The organism is Azospirillum largimobile, from assembly GCF_977007025.2.
In genome coordinates, this window is sequence record NZ_CDRMUA020000002.1 from 254,478 (window position 1) to 271,922 (window position 17,445).

General features: G+C 66.9%; 18 protein-coding genes. 11 read left to right on the forward strand and 7 right to left on the reverse strand.

Going from position 1 to position 17,445, the window contains the following annotated elements; all coding sequences use genetic code 11:
• Positions 1–128: 128 nt before the first annotated feature.
• Positions 129–281, forward strand: coding sequence for a hypothetical protein (locus tag ACWPKK_RS14510; RefSeq protein WP_324866486.1), 153 nt, complete (start codon positions 129–131; stop codon positions 279–281).
• A 143-nt stretch (positions 282–424) separates the two neighbouring features.
• Here the strand turns inward: ACWPKK_RS14510 and ACWPKK_RS14515 are convergent, their stop codons facing one another.
• Positions 425–811, reverse strand: coding sequence for a hypothetical protein (locus ACWPKK_RS14515; RefSeq protein WP_452005265.1), 387 nt, complete (start codon positions 809–811; stop codon positions 425–427).
• Positions 812–1,033: 222 nt separating this feature from the next.
• Between ACWPKK_RS14515 and purU the strand changes: the two genes are divergently transcribed.
• On the forward strand, positions 1,034–1,900 hold the full coding sequence (gene purU, locus ACWPKK_RS14520; RefSeq protein ID WP_452005268.1) for a formyltetrahydrofolate deformylase: 867 nt from the start codon (positions 1,034–1,036) through the stop codon (positions 1,898–1,900).
• 53 nt (positions 1,901–1,953) lie between these two features.
• Here purU and ACWPKK_RS14525 read toward each other — a convergent pair whose 3' ends face one another.
• A complete protein-coding gene (locus tag ACWPKK_RS14525) occupies positions 1,954–2,757 on the reverse strand; it encodes a response regulator (RefSeq protein ID WP_452005271.1) in 804 nt (267 codons plus the stop codon).
• A gap of 820 nt (positions 2,758–3,577) precedes the next feature.
• On the opposite strand from ACWPKK_RS14525, the gene ACWPKK_RS14530 reads away from it, so the two are divergent.
• Together ACWPKK_RS14530 and ACWPKK_RS14535 are read left to right on the forward strand one after the other, a co-directional pair.
• Positions 3,578–4,081 carry a hypothetical protein gene (locus tag ACWPKK_RS14530; RefSeq protein WP_108548066.1) on the forward strand — a complete coding sequence of 168 codons (504 nt, stop codon included), beginning with the start codon at positions 3,578–3,580 and terminating at the stop codon, positions 4,079–4,081.
• Between the two features lie 412 nt (positions 4,082–4,493).
• The gene (locus tag ACWPKK_RS14535; protein ID WP_452005274.1) at positions 4,494–6,128 is read left to right on the forward strand and encodes an AMP-binding protein; all 1,635 of its coding nucleotides are present in this window, start codon (positions 4,494–4,496) and stop codon (positions 6,126–6,128) included.
• 7 nt (positions 6,129–6,135) lie between these two features.
• Here the strand turns inward: ACWPKK_RS14535 and ACWPKK_RS14540 are convergent, their stop codons facing one another.
• On the reverse strand, positions 6,136–7,002 hold the full coding sequence (locus ACWPKK_RS14540) for a ChbG/HpnK family deacetylase (protein ID WP_452005276.1): 867 nt from the start codon (positions 7,000–7,002) through the stop codon (positions 6,136–6,138).
• 75 nt (positions 7,003–7,077) lie between these two features.
• A complete protein-coding gene (locus tag ACWPKK_RS14545) occupies positions 7,078–8,028 on the reverse strand; it encodes a DMT family transporter (RefSeq protein ID WP_452005278.1) in 951 nt (316 codons plus the stop codon).
• A gap of 403 nt (positions 8,029–8,431) precedes the next feature.
• On the opposite strand from ACWPKK_RS14545, the gene ACWPKK_RS14550 reads away from it, so the two are divergent.
• The 7 genes from ACWPKK_RS14550 (at position 8,432) to ACWPKK_RS14580 (ending at position 15,411) form a co-directional block, all read left to right on the forward strand.
• A complete protein-coding gene (locus ACWPKK_RS14550) occupies positions 8,432–10,030 on the forward strand; it encodes an ABC transporter substrate-binding protein (RefSeq protein WP_324866471.1) in 1,599 nt (532 codons plus the stop codon).
• Between the two features lie 214 nt (positions 10,031–10,244).
• A complete protein-coding gene (locus ACWPKK_RS14555) occupies positions 10,245–11,255 on the forward strand; it encodes an ABC transporter permease subunit (protein WP_324866469.1) in 1,011 nt (336 codons plus the stop codon).
• A 9-nt stretch (positions 11,256–11,264) separates the two neighbouring features.
• The gene (locus tag ACWPKK_RS14560; protein ID WP_452005282.1) at positions 11,265–12,188 is read left to right on the forward strand and encodes an ABC transporter permease subunit; all 924 of its coding nucleotides are present in this window, start codon (positions 11,265–11,267) and stop codon (positions 12,186–12,188) included.
• Positions 12,189–12,192: 4 nt separating this feature from the next.
• Positions 12,193–13,182, forward strand: a complete 990-nt coding sequence (locus ACWPKK_RS14565; RefSeq protein WP_452005285.1) for an ABC transporter ATP-binding protein — start codon at positions 12,193–12,195, stop codon at positions 13,180–13,182.
• On the forward strand, positions 13,182–14,210 hold the full coding sequence (locus ACWPKK_RS14570; RefSeq protein WP_452005288.1) for a peptide ABC transporter ATP-binding protein: 1,029 nt from the start codon (positions 13,182–13,184) through the stop codon (positions 14,208–14,210). Before ACWPKK_RS14565 ends, ACWPKK_RS14570 begins: the two co-directional genes overlap by 1 nt.
• Positions 14,211–14,317: 107 nt before the next feature.
• Positions 14,318–14,806, forward strand: coding sequence for a YajQ family cyclic di-GMP-binding protein (locus ACWPKK_RS14575; protein ID WP_452005291.1), 489 nt, complete (start codon positions 14,318–14,320; stop codon positions 14,804–14,806).
• 197 nt (positions 14,807–15,003) lie between these two features.
• The gene (locus ACWPKK_RS14580) at positions 15,004–15,411 is read left to right on the forward strand and encodes a hypothetical protein (RefSeq protein WP_324866458.1); all 408 of its coding nucleotides are present in this window, start codon (positions 15,004–15,006) and stop codon (positions 15,409–15,411) included.
• 11 nt (positions 15,412–15,422) lie between these two features.
• Here ACWPKK_RS14580 and ACWPKK_RS14585 read toward each other — a convergent pair whose 3' ends face one another.
• The 3 genes from ACWPKK_RS14585 to ACWPKK_RS14595 are packed head-to-tail and all read right to left on the reverse strand — an operon-like array spanning position 15,423 to position 17,342.
• Positions 15,423–16,310 carry a S49 family peptidase gene (locus ACWPKK_RS14585; protein ID WP_452005293.1) on the reverse strand — a complete coding sequence of 296 codons (888 nt, stop codon included), beginning with the start codon at positions 16,308–16,310 and terminating at the stop codon, positions 15,423–15,425.
• A 55-nt stretch (positions 16,311–16,365) separates the two neighbouring features.
• Entirely contained in the window at positions 16,366–17,139 is a 774-nt protein-coding gene (locus tag ACWPKK_RS14590; RefSeq protein ID WP_452005296.1) for a tRNA1(Val) (adenine(37)-N6)-methyltransferase, read from the reverse strand.
• A complete protein-coding gene (locus tag ACWPKK_RS14595) occupies positions 17,136–17,342 on the reverse strand; it encodes a putative signal transducing protein (RefSeq protein WP_324866452.1) in 207 nt (68 codons plus the stop codon). Before ACWPKK_RS14595 ends, ACWPKK_RS14590 begins: the two co-directional genes overlap by 4 nt.
• Between the last annotated feature and the right edge of the window lie 103 nt (positions 17,343–17,445).

Genomic DNA, 17,445 nt, shown 5'->3' on the forward strand with positions numbered 1-17,445 from the left:
CGTCCCGTCATCCGGGCAGACTTGACGGAACGAGGATTCGACAGACGTGATTGGTTGCTTGGTGACAGTCTGAAAAAGCGCTAAAATTTTAGCGATCAGCTCGGGAGGTGTCGATGTTGAGGAAAGCCTTGTTCAACATCATCCGGCAAGAGCAGCGCGAAGTCGAGGGTGAGCTCGAACGCGAGAAACAGCAGCCGAGGCCTGATGCCGGCCGGATCGTCGGCCTTCGGCAGGAAGCAACCAGCCTGCGACGTGAGTTGGAACACTTCCGCGACGTCTGACCCCCCGGTACCCGGCCGCTATCCCGGCCACCGGGCGTCGCTATGGAGGTTGCCACTGAATTCGACGTGACCGACTTCGAAATCGATCGGTCGCTCCCCTTCTCCGCATGAACGCGGGGGAGGGGTTTTTGTTTTCGGGGCATTCATCCCAACTTCGCGTAGCCGCGTTCGATCACCCGCTCGGCCGCTTCGTACACCGCCAGCATCTCCTCGTAAGCGATACGCAGACGGGCGAGTTCGGCGACGGCGGACTGTTCCGGATGGCGGGCTTCCGACATGTGCAGGCCGGCGCGGATATAGTCGGCGCGCAGTTCGGCGACCCGCACCGCCATCCGCAGGAAGGAGTCCCGGTTCAGGTTCGGCAACTCGCGCCCGATGACCTCGCAGTTGGCCTCCAGGATGGCGGCATCCATGTTTTCCAGGAAGCGGCGGATGCGCTGGCTTCGGCTGCTGTCGGCGGCATCGGCCGTCATCAGCTTGTCGACCTTGCCCTTGCTGTATTCGCCGATGATCTTGCCGCCGGATGCCATGGGGTGACTCCGCCCTGTTTCTGCCGACCGTTGCGCGCTGTGCCGATTGTCGCACCGCCGGCCGGCAGGCGCCAGAGCGGCGTGGGCCGGCCGGACATCCGGGGCAATCCCGCTTGACGGTGCAGCCATGTGCGGGATCGCTCATGAAGCGGGTGCAACATCGCGGCGTTCGTGCTAGGGAAGCCTCCCCCTTTTCATGCTGTACGTCATGGTGGACGCGCGATGTCTGAGACCGGCTCCGACTATATCCTCACCGTTTCCTGCCCCGACACCGTCGGCATCGTCTTCGCGGTGTCCGGCTTCCTGGCGGAGCGGAGCTGCAACATCATCGACAGCGCGCAGTTCGGCGACCGCATCTCCGGCCTGTTCTTCATGCGCGTCAGCTTCAACGGCAACCCGGCCGGCCCGACGAAGGAGCAGCTGGAGGCCGAGTTCGCCGCCCAGGTGGCGGAACGCTTCGGCATGACCTGGAAGATCCACGACGCGCGGCGCCGCCCGCGCGTGCTGATCATGGTGTCGAAGTTCGGCCACTGCCTGAACGACCTGCTGTACCGCTACCGCACCGGCTATCTGCCGATCGAAATCCCGGCCATCGTCTCCAACCACCGGGACTTCTACCAGCTGGCGGCTTGGCACAACATCCCGTTCCACCACCTGCCGGTCGGCCCCGACAACAAGGCGCAGCAGGAATCCCGCCTGCTGGAGATCGTGGAGGAGGAGAAGGTCGACCTCGTCGTGCTCGCCCGTTACATGCAGGTGCTGTCGGGTGCACTGTGCGAGCGGATGGCCGGCCGGGTCATCAACATCCACCACAGCTTCCTGCCCAGCTTCAAGGGCGCCAAGCCCTACCATCAGGCGCATGCCCGCGGCGTGAAGCTGATCGGCGCCACCGCGCACTACGTCACGTCGAACCTCGACGAAGGCCCGATCATCGAGCAGGAGGCCGAGCGTGTCGACCATACGATGACGCCCGACGACCTGGTGGCCATCGGGCGCGACATCGAGAACATCGTGCTGGCCCGCGCCGTCCGCTACCACGTGGAGCACCGGGTGCTGCTGAACGGCAACAAGACCGTCGTTTTCCGCTAAGCCACTTTCGCTGACCTGCTTCCGCTAGGCCACCCGCGTCATGGCGCCGCCCCTCAGTGGGGCTGCGCCGTCGCGTGAGCGTCCTCCGGCTGCGGCATGAACACCGCACGGGTGATCGCCTGTTCGATCTGGTCGCGGGTGAAGGGCTTCGGAATCACCGGCCCCAGATGCTCCAGCCCGTGCTTGGCCAGATCGTCGGGGAAGGCCGTGACGAAGATCACCGGCAGGAAGCGGCGGGCCCGCAGTTCGCGCGCCACCTCCAGCCCGTTGTCGCCGTCGGCCAGCCGGATGTCCATCAGCGCCAGCGTCGGCCGGTGCTCCGCCGCAAGCGACAGCGCCTCGTCCATCGTCGCCGCGTTGCCGCAGACGATGTGGCCCATGCCGCGCACCGTCTCCGCCAGGTCATAGGCGATGATGGCGTCATCCTCCACGATCAGGATGGTGGCGGTCAGGCGGGTGCGAACGCGCTCGCGGGCGTGGGTCAGCCGTTCCAGCGCGTCTTCCGGAGCAAGCTCCAGAACGGCGGCGGCGTCACCCACCGGAAGATCCTCCAGATTGACCAGCAGGTAAAGCCGCCGATCGGTCTCGTCCAGCGTCATCAGCGCAGATTCGACCGGATGGTAGGGAGCGACCGCGGGCGGCGCGCCTTCTTCATCCTGAAGCTTGTTCAGATGGCGGTAGAGCGCGCCGCGCGACAGACCTTCGCCACGGCCGGTCTCATCCTCGTCCGCCTCCAGGTACCATTCCAGGGTGCGGGTCACCAAGGCGTCCCCCCGCCCGTTCGTCCCGGTCAGCGCGCGGGCATAGCGGCGCAGGTAGGGCAAATGCTGCATGAAGTGACCGGTGTACTGCTCCATCTCTCTCCCCGTGCCTTTCTGCGGCGCGTGTTCCTGACGTCCTACCCGTTGTCCGCCCCCGGTTTCCCGGTTGCGGCCGCTCCTTACCCGGTTTGCGTGTCCGACGGCGATTGCGGCGGGCGATGCCGCTGAAGGCTCCAATGCCATCGCCGCTGCTTCGAAGCACAGACTGACGCATCCCGGCCTGCAACGGTCAAATTCATATGGCGCAGTCCACGGCCTAACGGGAGTGAACCCGAAAGATTTATTCGAGATACCGTTAAGGGATTACTCTCTATGCATAGTATGAAAACCGGCGGGGCATGTTCCGACGGAGTGGAAAGGCGGCCTATGACCACTCCCGTATAGGGGGTGGCGGAGTAGGGGCCTTAACCGTTCTGAAAGACTTACCGGACTACTCTGACATTGCCCTCAGGCGATGTGCCTTTTGAGGGCGAGGCGAGTGTTCCCGATCCTCGAAAGCGCCGGCCCTCCCCCAGGCCGGCGCTTTTTTCTTTGCAACCGGTGCGCGGGCGCAAATCCGACCGGGAGGTGAGGGAACCAACCGGCGGTGGTCGTGTTTGAACGGGCAATGGTGTGATTCCTCCCTGAACCGCCAGTCCTTTTCGCCGCCGGGCGCCGCCGCAGCATGCGGACTGGTGCCGGCGGCGAGTTTTTGTGCCCACCCGGTGAATCCACCGTTTCCGCGCGTCAATAGGGGGCTTTCGCAACCCGATGCTTGCAACGCGTTTAATCCAACGTTAAGGACATCGCTTCACCGTTGAAGCGTGCATCGGGTCCGGGTTTGTGCATGGAAGACCAAGAGTTGGATCGGTCCCTGATGGATGGCATTCCGCCGGATGAACTGGCCGACTTCGGCCGGTGGCGGGATCGCGTGCGCGGGACCAACATCTCCGAGAAGACCCTGCTCGCGACCGATTATCTCAATCACTTCAACGAAATCGTGATGCTGATCGAGATGATCCCGGACATGCCGGACATGCTGGAGGAATGCCGCATCTGGCAGCCGAAGAGCTATGCCGAGCATTTCCGCGACAGCGGCTTTTCCGACAAGGAACTGGCGATCGAGGCCTACGGCCATGTGCCGTCCAAGTTCCGCCGTCCCTTCGAGGACACCATCGCCCAAGCCCATCAGGTGATCGCCCACACGCTGGAGCGGATCGGAACCGATATCGACAGCGGCGATCCCGACAAGCTCCGGATGGACTGCCAGACCTCCGTTGCGATGATCCACCGCATCATTCAGGTGGCGAACGGAATCATCCACGGCACCGCCCATGTCATGGAACAGGGCGAGATCGATCTTTATCTGCAGAACGGATGAGTTTTTCTGCCAAAACCCATACTTTCGTTACGAAACGTGCGTCTTACCAACGGAAAACAGGCATTTTCGATCACTTGTCCCGGCATGAATGGCGATTGATGGTGCACCCACCATTCGTTCGTTGCATGGCTCGCATCCGCTCCCTGGCACTATAGTCGGATCATAAAAGACAAGACGGAGGCGTGTTGATGCGTCCTCTGCGGGGGGAAATGGAGCATTGCCCATGAAGGGATGCGCTTTCGCGCCGGCCGACGGCATGGCCGTGTCTGAACCGCGCGTGTGGCGGGGCAACCCGCCCACCGATTACGCCGGCCCCGCTCTTCCCGTCGTCCAACGGGTGGAGGCATCCCAGCGCATGGCACCGGAGCGTGCGGCACCGGAGCGCCCGGAGCGCCCAGGACGTTCCGAGTGCATGGCACCCTCGGGCCATCTCGACAGCTTCACCCGCGACCGGCTGCCGGCCCCGTCCCAGCGCCCCGACCTGATTCTCGAACGCCCCGAACTCCAGTATCCCGAACGCCTTAACGCCGCCTCCGCCCTGATCGACGGTTGGCGCGAGCGCGGCTGGGACGACCGCCCCTGCCTGATCGGCGGCGACGGGGAGGTGTGGAGCTACGGCCGGATGCGCGACACCGTCGACCGCATCGCCCGCGTCCTGACGGAGGATTACGGGCTGGTCACCGGCAACCGTGTGCTGCTGCGCGGACCCAACACGCCGATGCTCGCCGCCTGCTGGCTGGCGGTGATCAAGGCCGGCGGCGTGCTGGTGCCGACGATGCCGCTGCTGCGCGCGCCCGAACTGGCCGACGTCCTGAAGCGCGCGGCGATCGACATGGCGCTGTGCGACACCCATTTCCTCGACGATCTGGAAGAGGCGGCGCTGCCGTCGCTGCGCATCGTCGGCTTCCGCGACGGCGAGCTGGAGCACCGCATCGCCACCAAGCCGGCCGGCTTCGTCGCCGCCGACACCGCCAACGACGATGTGGCGCTGATTGCCTTCACCTCGGGCACCACCGGCACGCCCAAGGCAGCGGCCCATCTGCACCGCCATCTGTTGGCGATCACCGACCTGTCGCCGCGCTCGGTGCTGGGGACGGGACCGGACGACGTGTTCTGCGGCTCGCCGACTCTGGCCTTCGCCTATGGGCTGGGCGGGCTGCTGCTGTTCCCGCTGCGCATCGGCGCCTCCGTCATCCTGCTGGAGCGCGGAACCGCGGACCGGCTGTTGGAGGCGGCGACCCGCCACAAGGCGACTATGATGTTCACGGTGCCCACCGTCTACCGCGGCATGATCGGCCGGATGGCTGCCGATCCTGGGCTGGCGAAGGGGCTTGCGTCCCTGCGGCTCTGCGTTTCGGCTGGGGAGCCGCTGCCGCAGCAGACCTTCGAGGGCTGGCGCGATGCGACGGGGCTGGAGATCCTCGACAGCCTGGGCACCACCGAGCTGCTGAACGCCGTGCTGCATGCCGTCCCCGGCGATGTCCGGCCCGGCTCCACCGGCAAGCCGGTGCCGGGCTATGAGGCGATGGTGGTCGACGAACAGTTCCGCCGGTTGCCGCCGGGACAGGTCGGGCGGCTGGCCGTGCGCGGTGCGACGGGCTGCCTCTATCTCGATGACCCTCGGCAGGAAAGCTATGTCCAGCAGGGCTGGAACCTGACCGGCGACGCCTTCCACGTCGATGAGGACGGCTTCTTCTGGTATCACGCCCGCACCGACGACCTGATCGTTTCGGCCGGCTACAAGATCTCCGGCCTGGAGGTCGAGAACATCCTGCTGAGCCACGAGGCGGTGCAGGAATGCGCGGTGATCGCCGCCCCCGATCCCGTACGCGGCACGATCCCCAAGGCCTTCGTCGTGCTGCGCGACGGGGTGTATCCCGACGAGCGTCTGGCCGAGGAACTGCAGAGTTTCGTCAAGGACCACATCGCGCCCTACAAGTACCCGCGCGCGGTGGAGTTCCTCGACGCGCTGCCGCGGACGGAGACCGGGAAGGTCCAGCGCTTCAAGCTGCGCCGCCGCGCCTGGCAGCCGGACGAAGAGGAGTAACCGGGGCCTATCCGGCGGTCAGGCCGGCGAAGCGGCTCAGGCGGATGTTGCGCCGTTCCAGCAGGGCGGCGAACTCCGGCCCGCGGAGATAGTCGTATTCGGTGCGTCGCGGCTCGACCAGGCTGTCGACACGGCGCAACTCATCGTCGGGCAGGCCGGGGTGGACCATCACCAGGGTGCGGTCACCCATGCCCTCGAGAAAGCGCGGCATCAGTTCGGCAAAGGGTCGGCTGCCGGCGAAGTCGTAGACACCGGCGAAGCGTTTGTTGGCCGGAATGCCGCGTGCCTGCGCCATGCGCTTCAGCCCGCCGCCGAGCCCGCCGATCAGCAGCGTCTTCGGCACCGCGACACGGCGACGCAGGACCGCTGCAACCGGTTCCCCGCAAAGGCGGACATAGGCGCCGGGCAATGCTGCCAGCGCCTCCGTCACCGCGTCGCGCACGCCGGGCAGCTGATGGACATGCTGGTGGCCGTCGATGTAGTCGGGGGCGGCGCCCCAGGCGTCGGTGAAAGCGGCGATCTGGCGTGACAGTTCGTCACGGATCTCGGCCCGCGCGGCCGGCGTGTTCAGCTTTCCGCGATAGGCCCAGCCCATCAGCCGCCCAAGCGGCGGCAGCCGTCCATCCGGCGCCAGCGTCGGCATCGGCCCAAGCGGCGGTTGGTCGGTCAGGGTGAAATGCAGCCCGACGTCCGCTTTGTCCTTCAACTCCCGCAGGGCCGCGGCGTCGGTCCGCCAATGCGGACAGAGGCTCATGACCGACGTGGCGGTGAGCCGGCCGCGGGCGATCAGGTCGCGGATGGCGGTATTCACGCCGGGGGCAAGCCCATAATCGTCGGCACAGAGCAGGAGCGGGGTCGGGGCGTTCTGGGGCATGGCCGGATCGGGACGGGAACGGTCGGGTCCGGCCAAGATGGGCGGGCCGGCGATGCCGATCAAGCGACTTGCCGATCAAGCGGCTTCGGACGCGGCCTGCGCTCGCGGTTTGCGGGCGGGCAGGGTGGCCAGCATCACCCCGGGCAGAACCAGCAGCACTCCCATCAGGTGAAAGCCCTGCAGCGGCTCCGCCAGCAGGAACCAGGAGGCCAGCGCCGCCCACAGCGGCGAGACATACAGCGCGGTGGAGGCACGGGCCGCGCCCATCATCGCGATGGTCTTCTGATAGGCCAGCAGCGCCAGGACCGAGGCGAACAACGCCACCGCCACGATCGACAGGATGGTGGAGGCCGAGAAGGGCACCGGCCGCACCGCCACCGTTTCCCACGCATAGAAGGGCGCCAGCACCAGGACGCCGGCCAGCGCGTTGGCGGCGAAGGCGGTGACCACCGGCAGCGGTGTGCCCGATTGCCGCAGCAGGATGGTGTAGACCGACCAGGACACCGCCCCCGTCAGCACCAGAAGGTCGCCGACATTGAAGGACAGGTGGCGCAGCGCCTCCGGATCGCCGCGGGTCAGGATCACCAGAACTCCGGCCATCGCCAGCAGGATGCCCAGGATCTGCCGCGGCCGGATCGCATCGCCCAGCCAGAGGGCGGCCAGCGCCAGGATCATCGCCGGGCTGGTGGCGTAGATCAGGCTGGCGTTGGTGGCGCTGGTCCGCTCCAGCCCGTAATAGACGATGGCGCCGGAAATTCCCTGTCCCAGCACGCCCAGCAGCAGATAGCGGCGCCACTGCTCCTTCAACTGCTGCCGGTGGGCGAGCAGGCCGGACAGGGCGAAGGGCAGCACGATCAGGAAGGCGATCAGCCAGCGCCAGAAGGCCAGTCCGATCGGCGGCACCACATGGGCCGCCGCCCGGCCGACCACCGGGTTGGACGCCAGCAGCGCCGATCCGACGATATAAAGGCTGTAGGCGGCCAGCGGGCCGGAGCGCAGGGAAGACGGCAGGCTCGGAAGCGGCATCGACCGGTCGGTGTCCGAAAAGGGGGTTCCATGGATGGTGCAACCCAGCCTAGCATGGCGGCCGGCGCCACCCTTCACGGCGGGTGTGCATGGCAGCCGTCCGGATCCCGTCGGCAGCGGGAAGAACCGCGGCCACCCACCCGGATAGCCTGATTCGCAGGGTGAGGGACCTGTCGATTCGGTCAACCGGATGGTTGGCTTTGCAACTGTTTCGTTTCAGGGGTCGGAAATGTGTCCATACGGACGTATTGGCGCCTCAAAATATGCTCTGCGCCACGGTATAGCCACGTATGCATGTTGACGTTGACAGGCGCCTTGGGCACGCGCCAAATGGCGACGCTATTTCCAACGGCGTTCTGGCAAATTTTCCGTACGCTTTAACCGGAATCGGGAGGCAAGACGAATGAAGCGCATCCTGCTGGGTGCCGGGCTTGGTATGGCCGCGGCGCTGGCGCTGTCGGCGCCGGCCCAGGCGGCGAAGACCCTTGTTTACTGCTCCGAGGGTAGCCCCGAAAACTTCAACCCCATGTTGAACACGACCGGCACCAGCTTCGACGTGGCCCTCCCGGTCTACAACAACCTGGTCCAGTTCGAGCATGGCGGCACCAAGGTCATTCCCGGCCTGGCCGAATCCTGGACCATCTCCGACGATGGCCTGGTCTATACCTTCAAGCTGCGCGCCGGTGCGAAGTGGCACAGCGTCGGCGATTTCAAGCCGACGCGCGACGCCAACGCCGACGACGTGATCTTCTCGTTCGAGCGCCAGTGGAAGCCGGACCATCCCTTCCACAAGGTGTCGGGCGGCGCCTACGACTACTTCAACGACATGGCGATGCCCAAGCTGTTGAAGTCGATCGAGAAGGTTGACGACCTGACGGTCAAGTTCACGCTGAACGCGGTCGAGGCGCCGTTCCTGGCCAACCTGGCCATGCCCTTCGCGCCGATCATGTCGGCCGAATATGCGGCGATGCTTCAGAAGAAGGGCACGCCGGAGAAGCTGGACCAGGTTCCGGTCGGCACCGGCCCGTTCCAGTTCGTCGCCTACCAGAAGGACGCCGTGATCCGCTACAAGGCGTTCGAGCAGTTCTGGGGCGGCAAGCAGCCTCTCGACAACCTCGTCTTCGCGATCACGCCCGATGCGGCGGTTCGTCTGGCCAAGCTGAAGGCCAACGAATGCCAGGTCATGCCGTACCCGAACCCGGCCGACATCGACGCGATGAAGAAGGACGGCTCTATCGTCGTTCAGGAGCAGGAAGGCCTGAACGTCGGTTACGTCTCCTTCAACGTGACGAAGAAGCCGTTCGACGACGTCCGCGTCCGCCGCGCCGTCAGCATGGCGATGGACAAGAAGGCGATGGTCGCCGCGGTCTACCAGGCCGCCGGCGTCCCGGCCAAGAACCCGATTCCGCCGACCATGTGGTCGTACAACGACTCGATCGAGGACTATCCGTACGACGTCGAGCGGGCCAAGAAGCTGCTGGCCGATGCCGGCTATCCGAACGGCTTCGAGACCGACCTGTGGGCGATGCCGGTGCAGCGCCCGTACAACCCCAACGCCAAGCGCATCGCCGAGATGATGCAGGCCGACCTCGCCAAGGTCGGCATCAAGGCGAAGATCGTGCAGTACGAATGGGGTGAGTACCGCAAGCGCATGCAGCAGGGCGAGCACCAGTTGGGCATGCTCGGCTGGACCGGCGACAACGGCGACCCCGACAACTTCCTCTACACCCTGCTGGGTTGCGAGGCGGCGCGTCCGGGCGGCAACAACCTGTCGAAGTGGTGCAACAAGGAGTTCGACGACCTCGTCGTCCAGGCCAAGCGCACCACCGACATCGCTGCGCGCACCAAGCTGTACGAACAGTCGCAGGTCATCTTCAAGGAAGAGGCCCCCTGGTACACCATCGCCCACTCGGTGGTTTACATGGGCCTCGCCAAGAACGTCGTCGGCTACAAGATGGATCCGTTCGGCATCCATCGCTTCGAAGGCGTCGACCTGAAGTGATGCGGACCGCACGCCCGGCGAAACGGGCGTGCGGAAAGGAGTGAGGGGGGCGTGGTTGCCGCGCCTCCCGGCTTTTTGAGACGAGTTGCATTCCCGGCTCCGCGTAAGCGGGGTCGGGCCAGGGTGGGGCAAGTGCCCCTGACGGAACGGGGCGTTGTCGAGGCAGCGCTCCGTTCCAGTTTTCACCATAGTTTTAAAAAACGAGTACCCGTCGATGCTTCGCTTCATCCTGACGCGGGTGAGCTTGGTGATTCCGACCTTTCTCGGCATCACCTTTCTGACCTTCATCCTGATCCGGCTGGTTCCCGGCGACCCCATCGAGGTGCGCGTCGGCGAACGGGGCATCGCGCCCGAACGGCTGGCCGCCCTGCGCCATGAACTGGGTCTGGACCGGCCGCTCTGGCAGCAGTTCCTCGATTATGTCGGCAACGTGCTGTCCGGTGATTTCGGCCTGTCGCTGGTCACCCACAATTCGGTGCTGAGCGAGTTCATCGCCCTGTTCCCGGCTACCTTGGAACTGGCGATGTGCGCGATGTTGTTCGCGACGCTGGTCGGGCTGCCCGCCGGGATCCTGGCGGCGGTGAAACGCGGCTCGCTGTTCGACCACGGCGTGATGGGCATCAGCCTGACCGGCTATTCGATGCCGATCTTCTGGTGGGGCCTGCTGCTGATCCTGTTCTTCTCGGTCGGGCTGGGCTGGACCCCGGTGTCGGGGCGCCTGGACCTGATCCATTATGTGGAGCCGGTCACCGGCTTCATGCTGATCGACACGCTGATGGCCGGAGAGTACGAGGCGTTCCGCTCCGCCCTCGGCCATCTGGTGCTGCCGACCATCGTGCTGGGCACCGTGCCGCTGGCCGTGGTGGCGCGCATGACGCGCTCGGCCATGCTGGAGGTGCTGGGCGAGGATTACATCCGCACCGCCCGCGCCAAGGGCCTGGCCGACGGCCGGGTCATCGGCATGCATGCGCTGCGCAACGCGCTGATCCCGGTGGTGACCGTCATCGGCCTGCAGGTCGGCACGCTGCTGGGCGGCGCCATCCTGACCGAGACCATCTTCTCCTGGCCGGGCGTCGGCAAATGGCTGATCGAATCGATCAACCGCCGCGACTATCCGGCCCTGCAGGGCGGTGTCCTGCTGATCGCCACCTCGGTGATCCTGGTCAACCTGCTGGTGGACGTGCTCTACGGCGTCCTCAACCCCCGCATCCGTCACGCGCGGTGAGGCCAATCCATGTCCGCTGAATTCTCGACCAACGCAGAACCCGCCACCCCGGAAACGGTCGCCGTCTCGCGTCCGCCGCACCCGCTGACCGAGTTCTGGTATCATTTCCGGCAGAACAAGGGCGCGCTGGCCGGCCTTGTGGTGATCCTGATGATCGCCACCATCGCCGTGCTGGCCGGCGTGATCGCCCCCCACGACCCCGACATCCAGTACCGCGACGCCATCCTGACGCCGCCGGTCTGGCAGGAGGGCGGAAGCTGGAGCTACATCCTGGGCACCGACGACATTGGCCGCGACATGCTGTCGCGCCTGATGTACGGCGCCCGGCTGTCGATGATGATCGGCCTGATCGTCGTCACCCTGTCGCTGGCCGTCGGTCTGGGTCTGGGCCTGATCGCCGGCTTCTTCGGCGGGATGGCCGACGTGCTGATCATGCGCGCCATGGACATCCTGCTGGCGCTGCCCTCGCTGCTGCTGGCCGTGGTGGTGGCCGCCATCCTCGGGCCGGGGCTGGTGAACGCCATGCTGGCGGTGTCGGTGGTGGTGATCCCGCACTATGCGCGCCTGACCCGCGCCGCCGTGCTGGCGGAGGTGAACAAGGACTATGTCGTCGCCTCGCGCGTCGCCGGGGCCGGGCCGATGCGCCTGATGCTGATCGTGGTGCTGCCGAACTGTCTGGCGCCGCTGATCGTGCAGGCGACGCTGGGCTTCTCCACCGCCATCCTGGACGCCGCCGCCCTTGGCTTCCTCGGCCTCGGCGCGCAGCCGCCGACGCCGGAATGGGGCACCATGCTGGCGTCCTCGCTGCAGTTCCTCCAGCGCGCCCCCTGGGTCGTGACCTGGCCCGGCATCGCCATCCTGGTGACCGTGCTGGCCTTCAATCTGTTGGGCGACGGTCTTCGCGACGCGCTCGACCCCAAGCTGAAGCGTTGACCTCATGCCTCTTCTCGACATCAAGAACCTGTCGGTCGAGTTCACCACCCGCGCCGGCACCTTCCGCGCGGTGGATGGCATCGACCTGACCGTGGACGAGGGCGAGGTCGTCGGCATCGTCGGCGAATCCGGTTCCGGCAAGTCCGTGACCTCGCTTGCCGTCATGGGGCTTCTCGGCTCCAATGGCCGCGTCGTCGCCGACCGGATGATGTTCGCCGGCAAGGACCTGCTGACCATGTCCGCCGCCCAGCGCCGGAAGATGACCGGCAAGGACGTGGCCATGGTCTTCCAGGAGCCGATGACCAGCCTGAACCCCTGCTTCACCGTCGGCTTCCAGATCATGGAGACGCTGCGGGTGCATGAGGGGCTGTCCGGCAAGGCGCTGCGCAACCGCGCCATCGCCCTGCTGGAGCAGGTCGGCATCCCGGCGCCGGAATCGCGCCTGTCCGCCTTCCCGCACCAGCTGTCGGGCGGCATGAACCAGCGCGTGATGATCGCCATCGCCATCGCCTGCAACCCGCGCCTGCTGGTGGCGGACGAGCCGACGACTGCGCTGGACGTCACCATCCAGAAGCAGATCCTCGACCTGCTGGTCCAGCTGCAGCGCGAGCGCGGCATGGCGCTGATCCTGATCACCCACGACATGGGCGTGGTGGCGGAGACGGCCCAGCGCGTCGTCGTCATGTATGCCGGCCAGGTGGCGGAGACGCGCCCCGTCCATTCGCTGTTCGAGCGGCCGCGCCATCCCTACACCGGCGCCCTGCTGGACGCCCTGCCGGAACGGGCGCTGGGCAAGCGCCGGCTGCCGACCATTCCCGGCATGGTGCCGGGCATCGCCGACCGGCCGGCCGGCTGCCTGTTCAGCCCGCGCTGCCGTTTCGCCGATGCCCGCTGCCGTGCCGAGCGCCCGGCCCTGTTCGACGTGGACGACGGGCGCGCGCGCTGTTTCTACCCGCTGCCGGACGGCCATCTCGCCGCCGGGGAGGCGCTGTGATGAGCACCGAGACCGAGACCCCGTTCGCCGGGGCCCCCATCATCGAGGCTGCGGCCGACCGGTCGGTCGTGCTGGAGGCCCGCGACCTGCGCAAGCACTATGCCGTCAAGCGCGGCGCCTTCAAGCCGATGGCGACGGTGAAGGCGCTGGACGGCGTGTCCTTCCGCCTGCAGGCTGGCAAGACGCTGGCCGTGGTCGGCGAATCGGGCTGCGGCAAGTCGACGCTCGCCCGGTCCGTCACCATGATCGAGCCGCCGACCTCGGGCGAGCTGCACTATGACGGCCGCGACGTGGTCGGGCGCAGCGCGGCGGAGATGAAGGAACTGCGCCGCACGGTGCAGATGGTATTCCAGAATCCCTACGGCTCGCTGAACCCGCGCAAGACGGTGGGATCCATCCTGACCGAGCCGCTGGTGATCAACACCGCCATGGACAAGCACGAGCGGCGCGACCGCGCGGTGGCCATGATGGGGAAGGTCGGCCTGCGGCCCGACCAGGTCGACCGCTATCCGCACATGTTCTCCGGCGGCCAGCGCCAGCGCATCGCCATCGCCCGCGCGCTGATGCTGAACCCGCGCGTCGTCGTGGCGGACGAGCCGGTGTCGGCGCTCGACGTGTCGATCCAGGCGCAGGTGCTGAACCTGATGATGGATCTGCAGGAAGAGCTGAACCTCGCCTACCTGTTCATCTCCCACGATCTCAGCGTGGTGCGGCACATCGCCGATTCGCTGATGGTGATGTATCTGGGCAAGCCGGTGGAGCATGGCGCCAAGGACGTGGTCTTCACCCGGCCGCGCCATCCCTACACCCGCATCCTGCTGGCGGCGACGCCGCGGGTGAACCCGGACCTGCGGGTCGAGCGGGTGGTGCCGAAGGGCGAACTGCCGTCGCCGCTGAACCCGCCGCCGGGCTGCGCGTTCCACAAGCGCTGCCCCTTCGCCACCGACCGCTGCGCCGCGGAGGTTCCGCCGCTGCGCCCGGTGGATGAGCGGCTGGTCGCCTGCCATTACGCCGAAGAGATGAACTGAGAAGGGCAGGGTGCCTGTCGGGGAAGGCGGCTGTTGAGTGCGGCGGCCGTCTTCTTTACGGTGCGCCCGATTCGTTCATCGATAGTCCTATCAGGGAGAGCGCCGCCATGCCGTCCTTCGACATCGTGTCCAAGACGGACGTCCACGAGATCGACAACGCCCTCGCCGGCGTCCGCCGCGAGATCGAGACCCGGTTCGACTTCAAGGGCTCGAAATGCACGGTCGAGCGGACCGAGAACGACATCGTTCTGCTGGCCGACGACGCCACCAAGCTGGAACAGATGCAGGAACTGCTGCGCGTCTATGTGACCCGCCGCAAGCTCGATGCCGCGGCGCTGGATTTCTCCGCCAAGCCGGAACGGGCGGCGGGCGACGCGTTGCGCCATACCGTGACGATCAAGCAGGGAATCGCGCAGGATCTGGCGAAGACCATCGTCAAGGGGATCAAGGACAGCAAGATGAAGGTCCAGGTCTCGATCCAGGGCGACGAACTGCGGGTGACGGGCAAGAAGCGCGACGACCTGCAGGACGCCATCGCCGTGGTCAAGCGGATGGGCATCGAGCAGCCGCTGCAGTACCAGAATTTTCGCGATTGATCGGCCGCGACCGAGACATCCCGCCGGCCCGGCAAGCCTTGCCGGGCGCTGGGTAACTTCTGCCGGGCCGCTGGGAAATTTTTGCCGGTCAAATCGTCGCAGGGGCGGCCCTGACCCTTGCGATCCGCCGGTTGTGTTGATGGCGTGATTTTTGCGTGTACCCCTGCGGTTCGCCACTAACCGCAGGGGATCGTCCCATGTCGATGATGGCCAACAGCGAGGCCACGCAAGCCATGCGCATCCGGGCGGAAGACGTCCTGGAGCGCAAAGGGACGGGTGCGTCCAGGCAGGCGGGTGCGCTGGCCGGCCAGTTCGCGGCGATGCTGGAGACCCTGAACGGGGTTGGGGAGGGCGGAATCTCCGCCGCCGACGGCGCCGGGGTGGTGCCGAACGCCCAGCCTGCGGTTCGGCTCGGCGTCGGTGCGGTCACCCTGTTCGCCCAGGATGTGGGGCAGGCCGATTCCGCCATGGACGCCGCTGCGGCGGTGCCCGATCCCCAGGACCCGGCGACCGCCATGCAGGTGGTGGAAAGCGCCATCCAGGCCGGCGACGGCACCAACTTCCGCTGGCTGACCACCCTGCTGACCCAGAACTCCGCGGCTTGAGCTAAGACCGCCTAAAGCCCCAGCCTCGCCCAGGCCGCCCAGTCGTCCAACGACGTGCGGGCGGCGGCCACCAGGGCGTCGGCGAAGGCTTCCGGCGCTCCCGCTTCCGGCAGGGGCGCGCTTCCTCCCGTCCGCAGGCCGAGCCGCCGCAGCATTCCGCGCTCCTGCTGCACCACGCGCAGCCGCACCTTCTCGCCGAAGCGGCCGCGCATGACCGAGCGCAGGTCGCCCAGCCCGTCGATCAGCCCCAGCGCCAGCGCCTTACGCCCCGCCCAGAAGGCGCCGGAGAACAGGTCCTCCTCCGGGCCGGTCAGGCGGGCGCCGCGCCGGGCGCGCACCATCGCCTTGAACGCCTCGTGGATGTCGGCCTGCAGGGCCTTCAGATGGGCGACGCCGTCCTCGCGTTCCGGCGAGAAGGGGTCGAGCAGCACCTTCTTGTCGCCGGCGGTGTAGAGGCGCCGTTCGATGCCGTGGCGTTCGATCAGTTCATGCAGGCCGAAGCCCGACGACACCACGCCGATGGACCCGACGATGGAGCTTTCGTCGGCCCAGATCTCGTCCGCCGCGCAGGCGAGCCAATAGCCGCCCGATGCCGCCGCATCCTCGCAGAAGGCGAAGACCGGCACCTTCTTCTCCTCCGCCAGATCGCGGATCCGCTTGGCGATCAGCGCGGACTGAACCGGCGACCCGCCCGGCGAGTTGATGATCAGCGCTACCGCCTTCTGGTCCTTGGGCGCGAAGGCGCGTTCCAGCAGCGGGGCGACGCCGGCCAGCGACAGGCCGGAGCGGAACGGACCGCCCTGGCCGATGACGCCGGACAGGCGGATGACGGACACCAGCGGCCCGGCCTTGCGCCAGGGGCCGAAGGGGAGTTTGGCGAGGAGGGATTGCAGGCTCATGCCCGCAGAGATGGGATTGAAGTCTCCCGTTTGAAAGGCTCTGTCCGCGCTAAAATCACGGGATCGGCAGCGATTCCGCATCGCGCAGCACCCGCTCCGCCGCCGGGCTGTAGCCGCCTTCGGCATTGTGCACGGCCAGCCCGGCGGTCAGCCGGGCCGGCGCCCTGCCGCCCTTGCGGGCGATCAGCAGGAGCCGCTTGGCCTCCACGCCCGGCTTGGGCCACAGCGGCACCAGGACGAGGCTGCCGAACCGGCCGCGCAGCGCTTGCAGGATGTCGTCGATGCGGTCGGCGCGATGAACCATCGTAAGCGTGCCGCGCGGCTTCAGCATGCGGTCGGCGAAGCGCACCCAGTCGGCCAGCCCTGCCGCACCTTCCATATTCGCCGCGGCCTTCCAGTCGTCGGGCGGGCGGCTGGCTGCGCCGGCCTTCAGATAGGGCGGGTTCATCATCACCCGGTCGAATCCGCCGGCAGGCAAGGTGCCGGGCGGGGCCAGAAGGTCGCCTTGCACCACCTCCACCCGGTCGGCGACCCCGCTCAGGGCGGCGTTGCGGCGGGCGAAGGCGCAGGCGTCGGCCCGCAGCTCCAGCCCGGAGACGGCGACGCCCGGCACCCGGACGGCGAGGCACAGTGCCGCAGCCCCGGTGCCGGTGCCGACGTCGAGCACCCGCTCGCCATTGGTCGCGGCGGTGATGGCGGCGAGGAAGACCGGGTCGATGGCGGCACGGTAGCCTCCGTCGGGCTGGAGCAGCCGCACCCGCCCATTCAGCAGGAAATCCGGCTGTGCTGACAGGGATGCTTTCGAATGCGGAACGATATCGTCACTCACGCTTCGCCGGCCTCGCGCAGGACGCGGATAGCCTGGTCGGCATCGTCGGCATCGACCATCAGCCGTCGTGGAATGGCGCCGATGGAGCCTTCCAGGATGCTGGTGTGGGTGTCCAGCACGATCGCCTCGATCCCGGCGTCGGCCAGCAGGGCGACCAGCCAGGACAGGCGGACGGGGTCGGTGATGCGCAACAGCTCGATCATCGTGTCTCGGAAGAATGGGCGTCTCGAAAGAACGGTCCCCTGCGGACTTGACCGAAGAGGCTAGGCCGTTATGCTCCCTAGCGCAAATTCTGGCGTCAATCAC